The organism is Microbacterium sp. MYb64 (assembly GCF_002979495.1).
Lineage (GTDB): Bacteria > Actinomycetota > Actinomycetes > Actinomycetales > Microbacteriaceae > Microbacterium > Microbacterium azadirachtae_A.
The window spans coordinates 18,705-34,765 of sequence record NZ_PCOW01000026.1 but is presented as its reverse complement, the minus strand read 5'-3'; the positions used below and the strand labels follow the sequence as shown (position 1 = coordinate 34,765).

At 70.2% G+C, this 16,061-nt stretch carries 13 protein-coding genes; 4 read left to right on the top strand and 9 right to left on the bottom strand.

Annotated elements, in window-relative coordinates; all coding sequences use genetic code 11:
- Nucleotides 1-29 precede the first annotated feature (29 nt).
- Genes CQ044_RS17400 through CQ044_RS17370 form a run of 7 tightly spaced genes read right to left on the bottom strand, consistent with a single transcriptional unit; the run spans nucleotide 30 to nucleotide 7,017 of the window.
- Nucleotides 30-770 (bottom strand): ABC transporter ATP-binding protein, encoded by a 741-nt coding sequence (locus CQ044_RS17400; protein WP_045270325.1) that lies wholly within the window; start codon nucleotides 768-770, stop codon nucleotides 30-32.
- Entirely contained in the window at nucleotides 770-1,564 is a 795-nt protein-coding gene (locus CQ044_RS17395) for an ABC transporter permease (RefSeq protein WP_105689636.1), read from the bottom strand. The genes CQ044_RS17400 and CQ044_RS17395 overlap by 1 nt, the downstream gene beginning before the upstream one ends.
- A gap of 38 nt (nucleotides 1,565-1,602) precedes the next feature.
- Nucleotides 1,603-3,672: an acyltransferase family protein gene (locus CQ044_RS17390; protein ID WP_105689635.1), complete on the bottom strand. Its 2,070-nt coding sequence runs from the start codon at nucleotides 3,670-3,672 to the stop codon at nucleotides 1,603-1,605.
- Nucleotides 3,669-4,805: a UDP-galactopyranose mutase gene (gene glf / locus CQ044_RS17385; protein WP_105689634.1), complete on the bottom strand. Its 1,137-nt coding sequence runs from the start codon at nucleotides 4,803-4,805 to the stop codon at nucleotides 3,669-3,671. The genes CQ044_RS17390 and glf overlap by 4 nt, the downstream gene beginning before the upstream one ends.
- A complete protein-coding gene (locus CQ044_RS17380) occupies nucleotides 4,805-5,173 on the bottom strand; it encodes a DUF2304 domain-containing protein (RefSeq protein ID WP_105689633.1) in 369 nt (122 codons plus the stop codon). The genes glf and CQ044_RS17380 overlap by 1 nt, the downstream gene beginning before the upstream one ends.
- A gap of 8 nt (nucleotides 5,174-5,181) precedes the next feature.
- Nucleotides 5,182-5,865: a glycosyltransferase family 2 protein gene (locus CQ044_RS17375; RefSeq protein WP_105689632.1), complete on the bottom strand. Its 684-nt coding sequence runs from the start codon at nucleotides 5,863-5,865 to the stop codon at nucleotides 5,182-5,184.
- 39 nt (nucleotides 5,866-5,904) lie between these two features.
- Nucleotides 5,905-7,017 carry a glycosyltransferase family 4 protein gene (locus CQ044_RS17370; RefSeq protein ID WP_105689631.1) on the bottom strand — a complete coding sequence of 371 codons (1,113 nt, stop codon included), beginning with the start codon at nucleotides 7,015-7,017 and terminating at the stop codon, nucleotides 5,905-5,907.
- A 110-nt stretch (nucleotides 7,018-7,127) separates the two neighbouring features.
- Between CQ044_RS17370 and CQ044_RS17365 the strand changes: the two genes are divergently transcribed.
- From CQ044_RS17365 to CQ044_RS19670, 3 genes are read left to right on the top strand one after another with little or no spacing between them, the layout of a single operon-like run.
- Nucleotides 7,128-8,240, top strand: coding sequence for a glycosyltransferase (locus CQ044_RS17365; protein ID WP_105689630.1), 1,113 nt, complete (start codon nucleotides 7,128-7,130; stop codon nucleotides 8,238-8,240).
- Nucleotides 8,237-9,481 carry a lipopolysaccharide biosynthesis protein gene (locus CQ044_RS19675; RefSeq protein WP_181158370.1) on the top strand — a complete coding sequence of 415 codons (1,245 nt, stop codon included), beginning with the start codon at nucleotides 8,237-8,239 and terminating at the stop codon, nucleotides 9,479-9,481. The genes CQ044_RS17365 and CQ044_RS19675 overlap by 4 nt, the downstream gene beginning before the upstream one ends.
- Nucleotides 9,478-11,094 (top strand): DUF2142 domain-containing protein, encoded by a 1,617-nt coding sequence (locus CQ044_RS19670; protein ID WP_181158369.1) that lies wholly within the window; start codon nucleotides 9,478-9,480, stop codon nucleotides 11,092-11,094. The genes CQ044_RS19675 and CQ044_RS19670 overlap by 4 nt, the downstream gene beginning before the upstream one ends.
- Here CQ044_RS19670 and CQ044_RS17355 read toward each other — a convergent pair.
- Both CQ044_RS17355 and CQ044_RS17350 read right to left on the bottom strand, forming a co-directional pair.
- Nucleotides 11,052-12,887, bottom strand: a complete 1,836-nt coding sequence (locus CQ044_RS17355) for a glycosyltransferase (RefSeq protein ID WP_181158368.1) — start codon at nucleotides 12,885-12,887, stop codon at nucleotides 11,052-11,054. The two genes, CQ044_RS19670 and CQ044_RS17355, sit on opposite strands and share 43 nt — an antisense overlap.
- Entirely contained in the window at nucleotides 12,877-13,854 is a 978-nt protein-coding gene (locus CQ044_RS17350) for a glycosyltransferase (protein WP_105689628.1), read from the bottom strand. The genes CQ044_RS17355 and CQ044_RS17350 overlap by 11 nt, the downstream gene beginning before the upstream one ends.
- A 12-nt stretch (nucleotides 13,855-13,866) precedes the next feature.
- Between CQ044_RS17350 and CQ044_RS17345 the strand changes: the two genes are divergently transcribed.
- The gene (locus tag CQ044_RS17345; RefSeq protein WP_105689627.1) at nucleotides 13,867-16,026 is read left to right on the top strand and encodes a glycosyltransferase; all 2,160 of its coding nucleotides are present in this window, start codon (nucleotides 13,867-13,869) and stop codon (nucleotides 16,024-16,026) included.
- The last annotated feature ends 35 nt before the right edge of the window (nucleotides 16,027-16,061 follow it).

Sequence of the window (16,061 nt, the reverse complement as noted above, 5' to 3'; positions counted from 1 at the left end):
CCGGGTCCCGGCCGCGGTCGGGACCCGGCTCAGGGGTTGTCGGCGTTGTAGCTGTCCAGCACCTCGCCGATCGACGCATCCAGCACGAGCCCGCCCTTGTTCAGGTAGAGGCCGCGCGTGCAGAACCGGCGCAGGTCCTTCTCGTTGTGCGAGACGAAGAACAGCGTGCGCCCCTCGGCGAGAAGCTCGTCGATGCGCTGATAGCACTTGTCCCGGAACGCCTTGTCGCCCACGGCGAGCACCTCGTCGACGAGCAGGATCGGCTCCTCGAGCTGGGACACGACCGAGAACGCCAGGCGCACCTTCATGCCGTTCGAGAGGTGCTTGTACGGGGTGTCCTGGAACTTCTCCAGTTCCGCGAAGTCGATGATGTCGTCGTAGCGCGCCGAGACCTCCGCACGCCCCATCCCGTGCAGTCCCGCGGTCAGCCGCACGTTCTCACGCACGGTGAGGTCGCCCACGAAGCCGCCGGTGAGCTCGATCAACGGCGCCACGCCGCCGTGCACGCGCACCTGGCCCTCGTCGGCCAGGAGGACGCCGGCCACGAGCTTCAGGAGCGTGGACTTGCCCTGGCCGTTCCGGCCCACGACACCGATCGCCTCGCCCTGCCGCACGCGGAAGGAGACGTCACGCAGCGCCCAGAACTCACCGGGCCGGTTGCGCCGCTTCTTGCCGGCGAACAGGTCCTTGAAGCTGCGGCGTCCGCGGCGGCCCAGCCGGAATCGGACGCCGAGTCCGTCGACCTCGATCGCGGAGTGCTGCTCGGTCATCACAGCTCCTTCAGCACGTCGCGCTCGAGCGAGCGGAAGGTGAACAGTCCGAGGGCGAGGAGGATCACCGTCACGATGGCGCCGATGATGACCGGCTCCGGCTGCCACTGCCCCGGGAACAGGCCGACGCGGTACAGCATGAAGATCCCCGACAGCGGGTTCAGTGCGCCGATGACGTGCAGCTGGTGCGGCAGGTCCTTGAAGCCGTAGATGATGGGCGACACGTAGAACAGCGCGCGCAGGATCAGCGCGGTCGTGCGCTCCAGGTCGGCCCAGAGCACGCAGAGGGGCGCGACGAGCAGCCCGAGACCGACCAGCAGCACGGTCTGCCAGATCATCGCGACGGGGAACAGCAGCAGCGACCAGTTCGGGGTCGCCCCGGCGAAGATCGCGAAGAGCACGAGCACGGGGATCGCGAACGCGAACTCCATCCCCTTGGTCAGGATGACGCGCATCACCCAGATCGACCGCGGGATCGCCGTCGATCGGATCAGTCGCGCGTCCTTCTTGAACGCCCGCGTGAACTCGCCGACTGCAGTGTTGAACCAGACCCAGGGCAGCAGCGCGACGATGAGGAATACGATGTACGGCTGCTCCCCCACCTGGCCGCGGTGGAAGACCTGGGTGAACACGAACCAGTAGATCGCGCTCATCACGAGCGGATCCAGCACCGACCAGAGGTAGCCGAGCACGCTCGTCGCGTAGCGCACGCGCAGGTCGCGCGCGGACAGCAGCCACAGCGAGTGGAAGTAGCGCCGGGGCGTTCCGGGTGCGCCGGCCGTCGTGTGACTCACGGTTCCGAGTCTAGGCGGCGGCGATGACCATCCCTGTGTCACGGCTTCAGGAAGTCGCCGAGCTGCTGATCGAGAGCAGGGGCCAGGGTCCTGACGAACGGGAAGCTGAGGTGGTTGGTGTCCAGATACACCGCCACGTGCCCCATCTCGGTGAGGCAGAGTCCGTTCGGGCAGATCCACGGCGTGAAGTCGACGAGGCCGATGCGATCCGCGAGCGGCGCGGCCGGATTCTCCGCGGCAAGGGCCTGCTCGACGGGGAAGTTGCACGGGTGGCCCTCGATGGCGCACTCGTAGCGGTTGTCGACCGCCGAACGAGGGTTGTCGCGCACGCCGACGACGCGGATCCCCTCGGACAGGAACCTGTCCACGGTCTCGTTCGCGCCGTTGATGAGCCGTTCATCCGGGGAGTCGGGGGAGGCCGCGGTGACGATCGTGAAGAGCGCGTCGGGATGCATCGACACCACGAGGTCGGTGGCGTCCCGCTGCCAGTCGTCGCAGTAGTTCGACAGGTCCGTCCCCTCCTCATGCGTCTCGAGCGAGCACCACGGGCGCATCAGCATCACGACCCCCCAGCCGCGCTCGTCGGCGACGGGGCGCAGGGCTCCGGAGAACTGGTTCGCGTGGGAATCGCCGATGACGACGACGAGCTGCTTGGCGGTGGCGGCGTTCTTCGTCTGCGAGCAGCTCTCCTGGACCTCGGCGATGTCCGATGCGAACCGACCGGTGCACGCTTCGTCGAGACGGGACCAGCGCTCGCGATCTCCCGCACCGGGGACGGGGATCAGCGGGACGTCCTTGCCGTCGCCCGCGGTGTCTCCCCCGGCTGCCCCCGTGTACTGCGCTGCGAAGGCCGCCTTCTGGATCTCCGCGTTGACGGTCGTGGCCACCTGCCAGGGCGCCAGCACCGCGGCGACCAGCGCCGCGCAGAGCGCGATCACTCCGACGTTGCGCCAGGGCCTGCCCCGCTCGCCTCCGGGCAGTCTCAGCGGACGCTCCACGAGCACGGTCACGAGCCGGGCGAGGATCAGCGAGAGACCGATGATCGCCAGGCCGTCGAGGAACGAGGCGTGCGGTCGCTCTCGGACCGTGAGCCACAGGATGAGGATCGGCCAGTGCACCAGATAGAGCGCGTACGCATCGCGGCCGAGCGCCAGCACGGGACGGGTCGCGAGGAATCGCCCAGGCCCGAGATCGCCGAGCTCGGGGTGCTCGTCCGCCGGCCGCGTGCCTGCGATGATCACGAGCGCGGCCGAGACGATGGGCCACAGCGCGAGGTAGCCGGGGAACCCTCCGCGCACGTCGATGACCATGCCGCAGACGACGAGCCCGACCAGGCCGAGCCAGCCGAGGACGGCCCGCAGCACCCGCGGCACCCGCACATACGGCAGCGCGAGCGCGAGCAGGGATCCGGCCGCGAATTCCCAGAGCCGCGCGCGGGTGTCGAAGTAGGCGAAGGTCTGCTGCTCGGCGGTCTCCCACACGGAGAACGCCAGCGAACCCGCGAATACGAGGCCGAAGAGAACGGCCATCACCGACGCGGCGGACCTCCGCGTCCATCGGACGAGAAGAGCGCCGAGGAGGAACAGGACCGGCCAGAGCACGAAGACCTGCCCCTGCACCGAGAGGGACCAGAAGTGCTGAAGCGGCGAGGCCAGACCGGAGTCGTGCGCGTAGTAGTCCACGCCGTCGAAGCCGAGGACCCAGTTCTGCACATAGCCCAGGGAGGCCCATCCCTCCTTCCACAGCTGAGGCCACGCCGATTCCGGCAGCAGCAGCCAGCAGGCGCCCAGTGCCGCGGCGAGCACGACCGCGGCCGCGGGCATCAGGCGCCGGAAGCGGCTCAGCAGGAAGGTTCCGACAGCGAGCGGCTTGCCGGCGTCCAGCCGGCGCGCGAACGAGCGCGTGAGGAAGAAGGCCGAGATCATCAGGAAGACGTCGACGCCCCCTGACACCCGCCCGATCCAGACGTGGTACACGACGACGAGGAGGATCGCGACGGCACGGAGCCCGTCGATGTCGCGGCGATAGCCGGGCGACGACGGCGGCACGGCGCTGCTGCGCGCCGCCGCCGCCCTGTGGGCCCGTCGGGATTCTGCGTCGACCGTCATGCCAACTGGTTGTTCCACATCGACAGAGCGGATCCGATCGCCATGTGCATGTCGAGGTACTGGTAGGTGCCGAGGCGGCCGCCGAAGTGCACGCCCTGCTCGCCCTTGCCGAGCTCGCGGTACGCGAGGAGTCCCTCGCGGTCGGCCGACGTGTTCACCGGGTAGTAGGGCTCGTCGCCGCGCTCTGCGAAGCGGGAGAACTCGCGCATGATCACGGTCTTGTCCGTCGGGTACCGATCGGCGCGCTCGGGATGGAAGTGCCGGAACTCGTGGATGCGCGTATACGGCACGTCCGCATCCGGGTAGTTCATCACGCTCGTGCCCTGGAAGTCGCCCACGTCGAGGACCTCCTGCTCGAGGTCGATGGTGCGCCAGCTCAGCTCGCCCTCCGCGTAGTCGAAGTAGCGGTCCACCGGACCGGTGTAGACGATCGGCACCTGCCCGACCGTCGCCTTCTTGTTCAGCGGCTGCGACTCGTCGAAGAAGTCCACGTCGAGCTCGACGTCGATGTTCGGGTGATCCGCCATGCGCTCCAGCCACGCGGTGTACCCGTCCGTGGGCAGTCCCTCCCACGTGTCGTTGAAGTAGCGGTTGTCGTAGTTGTAGCGCACCGGCAGCCGGCTGATGATCGACGCAGGGAGTTCCCTGGCGTCGGTCTGCCACTGCTTGGCGGTGTAGTCGCGGATGAACGCCTCGAACAGCGGTCGGCCGATGAGCGCGATCCCGCGCTCTTCGAGGTTCTTCGCCTCGTGCGCGTCGAACTCGCCCGCCTGGCCCGCGATGAGGACCTTCGCCTCAGCGGGCGTGTAGGCGGAACGGAAGAACTGGTTGATCGTGCCGAGGTTGATCGGCAGCGGATACACCTCGCCGCGGTGGGTCGAGTACACCCGGTGCACGTAGCTCGTGAAGGTCGTGAACCTGTTCACGTACTCCCACACGGTCGGGTTCGACGTGTGGAACAGGTGCGCCCCGTACCGGTGCACCTCGATGCCCGTGGTCGGCTCGTCCTCGCTGTAGGCGTTCCCGCCGATGTGATGACGACGGTCGATGACGGTGACCTTGCGCCCCGCTGCGGCGGCGCGCTCTGCGATGGTGAGGCCGAAGAAACCCGACCCGACGATGAGGAGATCCATCAGAGTTCCCCTTCCTGCTGGTGCTCGTGAGGACGTTCCGGCGAACGCAGCGCGATCTGCCGCGCGAGCTGGGTGATCTGCGCGTCCTGTGCGCGCCTGTGCCGCACGGCGGTGAGCGCGTTGCCGACGAACACGATGATGAAGGCGTACAGCAGCAGATCCGTGCCGCGCCCCACCCCGACGCTGCGGGCGAGATCGTCGATGAGTCCGGGGAACAGCACGGCGAAGACCGCCGCCACGAACAGCAGGATGAGGGTGATCGTGCGGATCGCCTGGTTGCGGGCGGATCCACCCGGCCGCAGCAGGATGAGTCCGAAGATGATGAAGGCCGCGATCAGCAGGACCTTGATGATGATCTGATCGAACATGTCCGGTCCTATTTGATGAAGAGCTCGCTGAGGATGTTCACGGAGTTCCAGAGCGACTGCCCCTTCGACCGCGAATAGTCCGTGTAGATGATGTGCACGGGCTGCTCGGCGTAGCGGAGCTTGTGGTTGCCGATCTGAGCGACGATCTCGCTCGCATGCGCCATCCGGTTCTGACGGATCCGCAGGGTGCGCGCGGTGGTCAGGTTGAACGCGCGAAGGCCGTTGTGCGCGTCGGTGAGGCGCACCCCCGTGCTGAGGCGCTCGAAGAGGACGGCGAGCCGCAGGACGAACTTCTTGAGGGCTCCCGCGTTCGTGCGGCCGTCCAGGAAGCGCGATCCGACGATGATGTCGTAGGGCTCGTCGCGGAGGCGCTGCACCATCGCGAGCGCGTCGCTCACCTGGTGCTGGCCGTCCGAGTCGAACGTCACGAAGTAGGCGGCGCCTGGCTGGCTCCGCGCGAACTCGATGCCGGTCTGCAGTGCGGCGCCCTGTCCGAGGTTGATCGGGTGGCGCAGCACGATCGCGCCGCCCGCGAGCGCCTCCGACACGGAGTCGTCGGAGCTCCCGTCGTCGACGCAGACGATGTTCGGGAACGTGGTGCGGGCATCGGCGATGACCTCTCGAACCACCGTCGCCTCATTGAAGAGAGGGATGATGAGCCAGGTGTCGTCGTTGTGCGAGGAGTGATCCATGAGGCTTTCGGGAGGGGAAACGGGCCGCCCCAGTCTATGTCACCCCATCCTGGAGCGCCCCTGGACGCTCCGCGCCAGGGTTTCGACGTACTCGTCGGCCCGGTCCTCCCAGTACCAGCCGTGCAGTCGCGCATCGCCGGAATCGGCGTTGCGGGCCGCATCCACCGCCTCGAGCAGCGCCCCGAGATCCCGTCGCGCCGCGATCATGACCGGGTAGCCCTGTTCTCGCAGAAGTCGCGCACCGGGCACGTCGTAGGTCGCCACGCGACCGTCCACGTCCAACGCCTCGAGCAGCGTGGTCTGGAATCCCTCCGCGAGCGTGGTCGGATTCACCAGGATCGCCCCGCGCAGTTCGCGCCGCACCTCCTCTGCGGAGACGCGTCCGCGGACCGCGATCCGCGCTTCGAGCCCCGCGCGACGGATCCGCTCCTCGATGCCGGCCCTGTCCGGTCCGTCTCCGAGCATCACGGACTCGAGGCCGGGGTTCTCCGCCGCCAGCTCCGCCACGAGATCGACGAAGACGTCCGCGCCCTTGCCCGCGACGAGACGCCCCACGAAGACCAGCCGGTCCGCGCGCGGGAATCGTCCAGAGGTCGCGGGTCGCGGGGACGCGTCGATGGCGTTGTAGAACACGCGCGCCTCGCGCCCCGACAGTCGGCGGACGAAGCCCGTCACGCTCTCCGAGACGCCCAGCACCTCATCGGCCGCGCGCAGCACGTGACGCCCGAGCGTGCGGTCGACCATGCGGCTCGCCATCGAGATGAGCGCGGACGGCGAGACGACGTGGTCGCTGCCGTGCTCGGTGTGCACGACCGCGGTCCCGGCTCGCCGACCGGCGCGCAGGCCGATCCAGGTCATCGGGAAGAAGCGCGTGTGCACGGAGACGGCGTCGATGCGACGCTCCTTCAGGAGGCGCGCGATCCGCCGCGTCGTCCCCGGCGACGGGAACCCGAGGACGTCCCCGACCCGCAGATGCTCCCGCATCCGGATGACCTCGATGCCCTCCTCGGACGACGCGCCGGCGACGTCGGCAAGGGTGATCACGAGGATCTCGTGCCCGGACGACCGCAGGCGCCGTGCCAGGCTGTGCACGTGCGTCTCGACGCCGCCCGTCTTGGGCGGGTAGTTGTTGACGACGAAGGCGATCCTCATCTGCGCTCTCCTCGGGCTTCGCGGCGACGACGTGCCGCGCAGGGCGGGGCGTTCAGGAGACCACTGTACGATGATCGCTAGCTCCCGACCGACGTCTCCAAGGAGGATCGTTGCGCATACTCGTCGTCTGCTCGGATGCGGACATCGGGGGCGCCGAACGACTCCTCGCCACGCTGGCGTCCGCGCGGCGCTCCGAGGACCGGCTGGCACTCGCCGTCCTCATGCGGCCCGGCACCCTGAGCGCCCGGCTCGAAGCGTCCTTCGATGAGGTCCACTACCTCGGCTTCCCGCCGACGTCCCGCAACCTCCCCGGGATGGTGCGCGCCCTTCAGCGCGTCGCCCGGGCGTTCGAGCCCGATGTGGTCTGGTCCAATCTCTTCCACGCCGACATCGTGACCGCCCTGGCCCGTCTGCGCGTGCCCAGGGTCACGACGGCGCACACGCAGAAGCTCGGCCCTCAGGATCATCCGCTGACCCGGCTCATCGCGCGCGCGGTCGGACTCCTCTCCTTCCGCTTCCAGGCGGTGGTGCCCACGAGCGACAGCGAGCAGATGACGGACTTCCTCCGTTCGCTCGGCATGCGCAACGTCCGTCCGGCGATCCTGAACACGGCGCCGCTGCCCGCGGCGGCCTCCTTCCGCGTCGACGCCAGGCAGTTCCTGTCCCTCGCCCGGAACCACCCGGTGAAGGGGCATTCGGTCCTGTTCCGGGCCTTCTCGGACATCGCGGACGACCATCCGGAGTGGAGCCTCGTGGCCTACGGGCCCGGCGTGACCGCCGAAGACCCGGCCATGGCGCGGGCGATCTCGGACGCCGACGCCGACGAGCTCGTGCGTGCAGGACGGATCCGCCTCCTTGGCCCCACGGACCGCCCGGAGGATCAGCTGTCCGAGGCCGCCGCCCTCGTCATCTCCAGCCTCTACGGCGAGACGTTCCCTCTCGTCGGGATCGAGGCGGCCGGCGCCGGAGTGCCCGTCATCACCTCCGATCTCGGCAGCTGCGCGGCGTTCGCCGATGACCGCCGCTATGCGGTCCGGCCCGGAGACGCCGCCGCGCTGGCAGCGGCCCTGGCCGCCTACGCGGAAGCCGGGGATGCCGAGCGCGCAGCGCTCAGCGCCACCGCCCGCGCGCGCAGCGAGAGGGACTACGACCCCCGGGTCGCCTACGAGGCCTATCGCGCGGTGTTCGCCTCGCTGGTGCGGACGAAGGCAAAGGAGCGGTGAGCGGCGGCACTTCCGGCGTGCTCTCACGCGCCGTTCTGACGACGGGCGGGATGGCCGCGCAGGGCATCGCCCGCCTGCTGTACACGGTCGTCATCGCGCATCTGGCCGGAGCGGGCGCCGTGGGCGACACGAGCGCGCTGCTCTCGGTGATGGTCTATCTGTCGCTCATGCTTCCGGCCGGCCTCGGCATCGGCGCATCGCGCTACCTGCCGCTCGGGGACTTCTCCGCCGTGGCGATCGGCGTGCTGAACCGGTGGTTCTGGGTGTCGTCGACGCTGCTCGCCCTCGTCGCGGCGCCGATCGCGTTCCTGCTGACGCAGGATCCGTACGCCGCGATCGGCTGCGCGATCCTGACCTGGAGCTACAACGCCTACGTCTATACCCGCGGCGTCCTCATGGGCGAAGACCGGATCCTGCGTTCGCTGATCGCCGACGTCGGCTCCTCCCTGCTCGCGATCACGGCGCTCGTCGCCGTCCTCTTCGCCGGGGCGAACTGGGCGCTCCTGCTGCCCCTGGCCGTCGGGTACGCGGTGTTCGCCTTCTTCGCCCGTCCGCGCACCCGCCCGATGCCCAGCACGCCGGAGCAGCGCGCCATGCTCGCGCGGTTCGTCCGCGACGCCACGATCGGCGCTCTCGCCACCGGCGGCCTGCTTCCGGCGACCATGGTCTTCGTGCGCGCCTTCGACACGCCGCTCCAGGCGGATCTGTTCGCCGCGGCGCTCTCCCTCGCGACGCCGGCGAACATGATCTCCCAGGCCCTCAACCAGGTGCTGATCCCGCATTTCGCCAAGCTCCACCTGGATCCCGCGCTCATGCGGCAGTCCCATCGCCGCATGGTCATCGCGACGACGGCGGCCTTCGTCGTGATCTTCGCCGCCATCATCGCGCTGTCGCCGTTCATCCTGTCGATCTTCTACCCGCAGAAGTTCGTCGACGGCGCGGGCGCCATGCAGGCCCTCCTGGTCGTGGTCTTCTTCATCTCGACGACCTGCGCGTCCGCGGCCTACCTGGTCTCCGCCGGCCGGCAGAAGGCCTTCGCCCTGATCTGGCTCACCGCGCTCATCGCCGGAACCGTCGTGATGGCGGTGTTCTCGCCGCTGTACGGCATGTGGGGCGCGCTTCTCGGATTCGCCGTCGGCGGCGTCGGCGGCTCGGTCGCCGTGATCATCGCTGCGTTCCTCACCACCGCCCCTTCACCGCTCTCCCCCGCCCTGACCCCTTCGGAACGAGAAGAACCATGACCCGCCTGTCCCGATTGCTGATCACGCTCCTCGCCGGCCTGGCCGTGTTCCTCTCCCTGGGCGCCTGGGCCCTGAGCTCGCCGGTCGGCGCCACGCCGGACGAGGAGTTCCACCTCGCGAGCATCTGGTGCGGAAGCGGTCCGAAGGAGGGCATGTGCCAGCCGGGCTCGGACGCACGGCACTGGTACGTGCCGAAGAAGGCCGTCGACGCCCCCTGCTACGCCTTCAAACCCGACAAGAACGCATCCTGCCAGGGCCGCAGCTATCTCGACGAGGGATTCAAGCTCGAGCAGACCAAGCACGTCAACGCCGGCTCGACGCAGTACCCGTCCGGGTTCTACTACTGGATGTCCCATCTGGCGAGCGACAACATCGCCGTCTCGACCATCATCATGCGGTTGGTCAACGCGGCGCTCTTCACCGTGCTGCTGGTCGGAACGTGGCTTCTCCTGCCCCGACGGCTCCGATTCTCCCTCTCCGCCGGGGTCGCGCTGACCGCGGTTCCTCTGGCGATGTTCCTGATCCCCTCGGTGAATCCGAGCAGCTGGTCGATCATCTCCATCGCCGTGATGTTCCCCGCGCTGCTCGGCTACTTCGCCGCCAAGGGGTGGCGCATGTACGCGCTGGGCGGCATCGCGCTCCTCACCGCCCTGCTCGGGCTGGGCGCGCGCGGCGACAGCGCGGCCTACGCGATCGTGGGGGTCTGCGCCGCACTCGCCCTGTCGTTCCGCAACGAGCGCAGCTTCTACCTCCGTGCGCTCCTCCCCGTCGTGATGGTCGTGCTGGCCGCCTTCGCCTTCCTCGGCGCAGGACAGACCAGCCTGGCCATCAACGGCATGGGCAAGTCGCAGTCCACGATGTCCACCACGGACCTGATCGTGGGCAACCTCCTCGCGATGCCGGGGCTGTGGTCCGGCATCTACGGACTCGGATGGCAGCTCGGCTGGCTCGACACCGCCCTTCACCCTGTCGTCTGGGCGTTCGCGATCTTCTGCGTCCTGGGCGTGCTCTTCGTGGCGCTCCGCTGGCGCGGGTGGCGCAAGCTCGTCGCCGTCGTGGGCGTGGGCGCCGCCGCGCTCCTGGTGCCCCTGTACATCCTCGTGTCCAGCCGTGTGCTCGTCGGGTACGAGGTTCAGCCGCGCTATGTCCTGCCCCTGATCATCCTGTTCGTCGCGGTCGTGCTGGCGCCGTCCGAGGATCCGCGGGGTCGTGACCGCGGGGTGTCGCTGTCGAGCGCGCAGATCTGGACCATCGCCGTGCTGCTCACCGCGGCGAACGCCGTCGCCCTGTACGACAACATGCACCGCTACACGGGCAGCGGCACCCTCACCCTCCGCGGCGCCGTCGCATGGTGGTGGCGCGCGACCCCGTCGCCCCTCGTGGTGTGGCTGATCGGCAGCGCGGCGTTCGCCCTGGCGATGGTGGTGTTCGCGCTGACCGCCACGAGGCGCCGCGCCGAGCTCGGCCCGCTTCCCGAGCGCGAAGGCGTCCGTCCCGCTCCGACCGAGCCGTCGAACGGGACCGAGCCGTCGAACGGGACGGAGCCGTCGAACGGTTCCGCGCCGAGCGCTCAGCCGACGGAATCGCGCGAGGCCGCGTCCGCTTCGGCATAGATCCGCTTCCATGATGCGGCGTCGGCGAGCTCCGGCGCCGCATCGCGGTAGCGCCGAGCCAGCACGGGCCAGGCGAGTCCGATGCGGATGCGGAGCCATGCCGAGCGCGCGAGCAGCGAGAACGCCTCGCGGCGCGATCTCCGCAGGCGGAAGAAGCCCTTCCCCGTGGCGCTGCGCAGCTCGACCTCGTCGGCGAGACCGAGGCGCCACCACTTGCCCTGCGCGCGCGCGACCGGCTCCGGCCCTGCGGCCGAGGGCCGCACCGCGGCCAGTTGATGGGCGAGCACGCGCAGCAGGCGGCCGGCCTGGGCCCGCGGTCCCCGAGGGGCGGCGGGACCGTATCCTGAGCCGCGTCCGGAGGCCCTGCTCTCGGCATCGGGATGGACGCCCTGCCCCGCGTCCACGAGGATCCGCTGCGCCCGCGTCCTGCCCTCCCGCAGCAGTGCCGGAAGGTGCTCCGGGCCGGTGAGGATGTCCTGCAGTGCGATGTTGCGCAGGTACACGGAGCCGTACTGCAGGCAGAGGATGTGGTTGACGTCCTGCGCCCACGTCGCGGACAGGACCCTCCTCGGGCGGCGCTCGTGCACGAGCGCCGTGACCACGCGGTTGCGCAGCTGATGGTAGGCCTGCCAGTCCAGACCGTCATCCTTCGAGGTCCACGGGATGTGCCAGAGCGCGGCTCCTGGCACGGTGATCGTGCGGTGACCGGCGGCCGCGGCCCTCATGCCGTACTCGGCATCGTCCCATTTGATGAAGAACGGCAACGATGCTCCGACGCGCCGGACGGCGGCGACGGGGATCAGACACATCCACCAGCCGTTGAAGTCCACGGGGCGGAATCGCCGCAGCGCCGGTGTGCTCTCCAGCGGGCGCTCCGCGAGATCGGCCGAGGAGAGCTCCGGCTCCACCGAATGCCACCACATCGCGCGACGGTCCATCTGCTCCCCCATGGAGTGCAGCACCGTCGGCTCGAGCATGCTCAGCATGTGCGCGCCGAGCAGCGGTGCGCCGACGGAGACGGCGGCGAGCGCGTGCAGCCTTCGAAGGGACTCCGGCTCGACGCGGACGTCGTCATCGAGCAGGAGCACGTGCGTGACGCCGGCGTCCTGCGCTTCGATCATCCCGCGGCTGAAACCGCCGGAACCGCCGAGGTTCGCCTGCTCGATGAGGCGCAGCGGAACGTCGTTCGCAAGTGCGGATCCCGTGAGACGCGGCGCGATCGGGTCGCTCCCCTGATCGATGACCACGACCTCGGCGATCGTGTCGGCCAGCTCGTCGCCGCCCAGCGCGTCGAGCACTTGGACGCAGTCGTCGACCCGGTTCATCGTGGTGATCGCGACGAGGATCCGCACGGGCGCGGGATGAGCCGGTACATGCCACTCCCCTGCACTGACCCGCACCGGCGCATCCGCGGCCTCCGTCTCCAGCCAGGCCCAGGTCAGCCCCTCGAAGAAGACGCCGGTGTCGAGCACCAGATCGCCGCTGCCCCGCACCTCCGCCAGCAGGTGCGGCGCGCCCTCTGCGGCGATGCCGTAGAGGCGATGCGTGCCTTCTCCGTCCGCGGTGAGCCGCAGCGTCGCCCTGTCGATTCCCCCGGCCTCGGCCCAGATCCCCGCCGGGAAGGCATTGAAGTAGGTCGCGAACGAGGCGGCCCCGTGCGGCGCGATGCGCACCGCATCGCGCCCTTCGACCTCGGCGTCGCCGCGGAGATAGAGCGCCTCCGCGTCGGCGGCGATGCCCCCGGTCGGGAAGACGAGACGCTGTGCGACGATCGACGCCGTGTCAGCGCCCACGCAGCCGCCGCCATCCCTTGCGCGCCGCATCCGTGGCATAGCTCCCGAGCGTCCTCTGGGCGGCGAGCTGGCGCTCCACCTCGTCCTGGACGTACCGCGCGAGGTACAGCGGAAGCCCGTCGCCGTGCGCGGCGACGAAGGAGCGCAGAGCCTCGTCGCGGATCATCCGGTCGTAGCGGTCGTGCTCGTCCGCGAGCACGAACATGCTGTTCCCGAGGATGCCGTCCTGTCCGCGTCGCTGCATCCAGAACGCGCGGACGGCATCCCGCAGGTATCCGATCGTGCGGGTCCGCAGCACGCGCAGGTTGAACTCCCAGTCCTCCGCGGCGTGCACGTCCTCCCGGTAGAGCCCGACCTCGTCGTGCAGCTCCCGCCGATACACGTAGGCGATCGGGACGAACCTGTTGACCTGGAGCATGTCCGCGTAGGTGATGCGCGCCATCTCGCCCCAGAACGGCTCACGGCCGGTCTCGACGATCCGGTCCCCGTCGATGCGCTCGTAGACGATCTCGGTGCGGCTGACGACCCCGGCATCCCCCGGTTCGCGATCGAGCCAGGCCACCGACGCCTCGAGGAAGGTCGGATCCCAGAGGTCGTCGTCGTCGTGCAGCACGACGAACTCGGTCTCCAGCGCGAGGACGCCCGCATTGGCCGCGGCGGAGCGCCCGAGGCCCTCGTTCCGGTGGATGACGGTGATCCTGGCCCGGTCCGCGGCCGGCAGCGCGTCCACCAGGCCGTCGACGGCGGCGGGATCCCCTCCGTCGTTCACGACGACGGCCTCCCAGCCGTGCAGCGTCTGGCGGCGGATGTCGCCCAGAGTGCGTTCCAGGAACATCGGCCGATCCTTGGTCCTCACGACGATGCCGACGCGAGCGGACGTTTCAGGCAAAGAGATCTCCTGTGTCAGCCGGGGTTTCGATGCTCGAAGGCTACCATTGCCCCGCCTGCGAACCTGCGGCGAGCGCATAGACTCCCAAGCGTGCTGACCCGCCTTCGAGGACTCTGGCGCTCCGCGCGTTCCCTTCCCCTGCTCCGCGTCCCCCTCCTGGCCGCCGACCGGTTCTGGTGGGCGAGGACGATCCGCCGCGCGGACGTCGTGGACGTCTCCTACGCGGGGCTGCAGCTCGGACGCCGGGTCTCCGCACGCGCAGCCGTCCGCGCCTACGTGTCCGGCGGATTCCGCGAGGGGCTGACGCTCAACCCGCTCTTCGCCGAGCGTCTCGTATCCGCGCAACTGCCCGACTCCGATCGCGTGCCCGCCCTGTACGCGTACCTGGTCACGGATCCTGCGCGCATCGAGACGTCGCTGGCGTGGGATGCGCCGGCGTACGCGACCGCACACGCGTCCGGCGCCGGCCGAGGCCCGCTCGCCGACGCCTGGCTCGCGCTCCGCTCCGGCGGCGCGGTCGTACTGCGCGGAGGCCGGAGCGCCGACCTGGCCGCGCTCCACGGCTGCGCCGCGGACGTGCTCTCGGGCCTCGGGCCGGATGCGTCGCCGGTCGTCCCCGCCTCCTCCGCGGTCGTGATGACATGGGAAGTGGACGGAGAGGACGCCGACGGAGACGGCCTCCGCGCCCCGCTGGCCGTCCTCGGCGCAGCCGGCACCGGGACGGATACGGATCCTGCCGTGTCAGGGCCCGTCGCCCTCATCCTCGCGATCGCCGATGCGACACCGGCCGTCCGACTGCAGGCGTCGCAGCTCGCGCTGGGAGATCCCCGCGTCCTGCTGCACGATCGGACCGTCTCCGCCGCGGAGACCGCCGGCGATGCCGTGCTCGTCCGGCGCACCCCCGGCGCGCTGATCACGGCGAGCGCGATCCGCGCGCTGATCACGGCGGCGCACTCGGCTCCGACCGCGCCGGTCTGGCTCGCGCCCGACGGCTCGATCGCGTCCGCCGGACTGCTGACGCACGACGGCGCGCCCTACCGGGCGCTCGCCTCTCACCCGTGGGAGGACGCGCAGGCCCTGGGCGACGTCCTCCCGGTCGCGATGCTCGACGCGCCCGTGCGGGCGTCGCGCGCGGGCGCCGTCGGAGCACCGCGCACCCTGCTCTCCGCGACCGTCCTGGGGCCCGCCCCGAGCGGGGTCGCCCTCCCGCCGGCCCCGGCCGCCGCCGACGACGCACCTGCCCCGTCGCCGCGCGGACTGCGCATCGACGGCTGGTCCCGCGGCGCCGCTCCCGCTCCGCGCTACGCGCGCGCACCGGAGCGCTTCGTCCTCCCCGACGGATCCGAGGTGCCCCGGCTCCGCTGGGCGATCAAGACCGCGGCCCCGGCGGGCCCCCGCGGCGAGTCCTGGGGAGAGACGCATTTCGCCCGCGCACTCGCGAGCGCGCTCGAACGCCACGGACAATACGTCGCCGTGGATGCGAGGCCGGCGCTCGACCGGGCCTCATCCGACCTCGACGACGTGGTCCTCTCCCTGCGCGGCCCCCACCCGCTGCCGGCGCCCGCGTCTGCTCACACGGTCCTCTGGATCATCAGCCACCCCGACGAGATCACCTCCGCGGAGGTCGCGGGCTACGACCACGTGCATGCCGCCTCGACCTCCTGGGCGGCTACCGCGACACGGCGGTTCGGCGTCCCCGTCCGCCCGCTGCTGCAATGCACGGACGCCCGGCGTTTCGCGCCATCGGGTCTTCCGCGCAGCGCCGACCTCGTCTTCGTCGGCACCGCGCGCGGCATCGCACGTCCCTCCGTCGTCGAGCCGCTGCGTGCCGGACGCCCGGTCCGCGTGTACGGCCCGGACTGGAGGGGGTACATCCCGGGAGCGGCGATCGCGGGGACGCACGTCGACAACGACGACCTGCCCGCGCTCTACGAATCCGCCGGCGCGGTGCTGAACGACCACTGGCCGGCCATGAGACGGGAGGGGTTCGTCTCGAACCGCCTCTTCGACGTGGTCGCGGCCGGTGGTCGTGCGATCAGCGACGACGTCGACGGCATCGCCGACCTGTTCGGCGCCGCCGTGCGCACCTACGGACAGATCCCCGAGCTCCTCGCCCTCACGTCCGCGCCGCTGGACGCGAAGTTCTGCTCCGATGCGGAACTCGCGGAGATCTCCCGCCGCATACGCACCGAGCACTCCTTCGATGCCAGGGCCCGTGCCCTGCTCGACGATGTGCTGACGCGCGGCTGATCCGCCGCGAGCGCACGCGCTCCCCCAGTAGCATC

Excerpts from the sequence above, each read along its gene's own strand:
- CQ044_RS17400 (WP_045270325.1), bottom strand. The coding sequence starts at position 770 with ATGACCGAGCAGCACTCCGCGATCGAGGTCGACGGACTCGGCGTCCGA.
- CQ044_RS17390 (WP_105689635.1), bottom strand. The coding sequence starts at position 3,672 with ATGACGGTCGACGCAGAATCCCGACGGGCCCACAGGGCGGCGGCGGCG.
- glf (WP_105689634.1), bottom strand. The coding sequence starts at position 4,805 with ATGGATCTCCTCATCGTCGGGTCGGGTTTCTTCGGCCTCACCATCGCA.
- CQ044_RS17380 (WP_105689633.1), bottom strand. The coding sequence starts at position 5,173 with ATGTTCGATCAGATCATCATCAAGGTCCTGCTGATCGCGGCCTTCATC.
- CQ044_RS17375 (WP_105689632.1), bottom strand. The coding sequence starts at position 5,865 with ATGGATCACTCCTCGCACAACGACGACACCTGGCTCATCATCCCTCTC.
- CQ044_RS17370 (WP_105689631.1), bottom strand. The coding sequence starts at position 7,017 with ATGAGGATCGCCTTCGTCGTCAACAACTACCCGCCCAAGACGGGCGGC.
- CQ044_RS19670 (WP_181158369.1), top strand. The coding sequence starts at position 9,478 with ATGACCCGCCTGTCCCGATTGCTGATCACGCTCCTCGCCGGCCTGGCC.
- CQ044_RS17350 (WP_105689628.1), bottom strand. The coding sequence starts at position 13,854 with ATGCGCTCGCCGCAGGTTCGCAGGCGGGGCAATGGTAGCCTTCGAGCA.